The following is a 1,980-nucleotide window of genomic DNA, read 5'->3' as shown; positions in this document are numbered from 1 at the left end:
GCTGGAGCCTCTGCAGATGTAGAGCATCCAGTTCAACAAGGTTTGATTCAGGCTTTAGGCGTTTATATTGATACGATTGTAATTTGCAGTTGCACGGCTTTTGTTGTTCTACTCACACCAAAAACTCTTCTTGCAGATAATCAAGGAATGGATTTACTTCAAATTGCTATGGAATATCATGTAGGTAAATTTGGAGGTATATTTATAGCCATTATTCTATTCCTATTTAGTTTTTCAACTTTTTTAGGAATTCTTTATTATGCTCGTTGTAATGTGGCTTTTTTGTGGGGAGATACTTTTAAAGCTCAAACTGCTTATAAAATTTTTGCATTAGCTATGCTTTTTATTGGTGGAATTGCAGCATATGAGTTTGTTTGGATGCTTGGCGATTTAGGTATTGCGCTTATGACATTATTCAATATGTTGGTAATAGTGCCTCTTATAGGTCAAGTTAGCGATGCGTTAAAAGATTATAAGGAGAAATTTATTGGGAAAAGGTAAGAATTAAAATAGAAAAATGTAGTTACAAATTAATTTTATACAGCGATTTAGTAATTACTGAATTTAATTTTTGGTAAAAATTTAAAACTATGTGTTTTAGATTTAAATAAATTATTATAATTAGTAGGAGGTCCTTATGGACATGATGAATTTTGCTCCAGAACCATTCAAAATCAAGATGGTTGAACATATGGGCAATTTAAACAAAGAAGAGCGTCAAAAAGCGATTAAGGTTGCTGGGTATAATACATTCCTAGTAAAATCTGAAGAATGTTTTATTGACTTGCTTACAGACTCTGGCACAAACGCTATGAGCGACCAGCAATGGGCGGGCTTAATGCTGGGTGATGAAGCTTACGGCGGTTCAAGAAACTTTTATCACCTTGAAGAAACCGTGCGCGAACTATTTGGATTCAAATACGTAGTGCCAACACATCAAGGTAGAGGCGCAGAAAATATACTTTCTTCGCTAACAATTAAACCAGGCGACTATGTTCCTGGTAACATGTATTTTACAACTACTCGTTTCCATCAAGAAAGAAACGGGGCAACTTTTAGAGATGTTGTAATTGATGAAGCGCATGACCCGAAAATAGAACTCCCATTTAAAGGTAATGTTGACTTAAAGAAATTTCAAGCTCTTATAGATGAGGTTGGAGCGGACAAAATTCCATATATATGCCTTGCCGTTACTGTAAATCTGGCAGGCGGTCAACCAGTTTCGATGGAAAATATAAAAGCTGTTTCTAAACTCGCACACAATTATGGTATTAAGGTAATGTTCGATGCTACTCGTTGCGTTGAAAATGCTTATTTCATTAAGATGCGAGAAAAAGGTTACGAAAACAAGACAATTAAAGAGATAGTTCATGAAATGTTTTCTTATGGAGATGGTTGCACAATGTCTGGTAAAAAGGACTGCTTAACAAATATAGGTGGTTTTTTATGTATGAACGACGAAGATTTGTATGTTCAAGCCTGCGGTATGGTTGTTCAATTTGAAGGTATGCCGTCTTACGGTGGTATGGCAGGTCGTGATATGGAAGCTATGTCAATTGGTCTTCGTGAAGCCGTAGATTTCGATTATATTAGCTATCGTGTTAACCAAGTTCGCTATTTAGGTGAAAAACTTGACGCCATGGGAGTTCCAATGGTTAAACCATACGGTGGACATGCAATATTTGTAGATGCAAGGGCTTTTTTAGACCATCTTGACCAAGAAAAAGATTTTCCAGCTCAAGCGCTTGCGGCGGCCGTATACGAATTTTCTGGTGTTAGAACTATGGAGAGAGGCATTATTTCTGCAGGACGAGACCCTAATACAGGCGAAGAACATGTTCCAAAATTGGAGACAATTCGCTTAACAATTCCTCGTAGAGTTTATACCTACGCACATATGGATTATGTTGCGGAAGCTGTAGGTCAACTTTATAAGCGAAGACATGATATTTGCGGTCTCAAATGGGTATATGAACCAAA

At 36.8% G+C, this 1,980-nt stretch carries 2 protein-coding genes; both read left to right on the top strand.

From position 1 onward, the window contains the following. A partial coding sequence (locus EZH24_RS10895) for an alanine:cation symporter family protein (RefSeq protein WP_137999139.1) occupies window positions 1–501 on the top strand: 501 nt, incomplete at its 5' end. 136 nt (window positions 502–637) lie between these two features. After that, window positions 638–1,980 (top strand): tyrosine phenol-lyase (locus tag EZH24_RS10890; RefSeq protein ID WP_201798590.1); only part of this gene is annotated, 1,343 nt, incomplete at its 3' end.

It is taken from the genome of Brachyspira catarrhinii, from assembly GCF_005518285.1.
GTDB classification, from domain to species: domain Bacteria; phylum Spirochaetota; class Brachyspiria; order Brachyspirales; family Brachyspiraceae; genus Brachyspira; species Brachyspira catarrhinii.
Note: the sequence above shows the minus strand (reverse complement) of the source record. Positions and strands in the feature narration are given on the sequence as shown.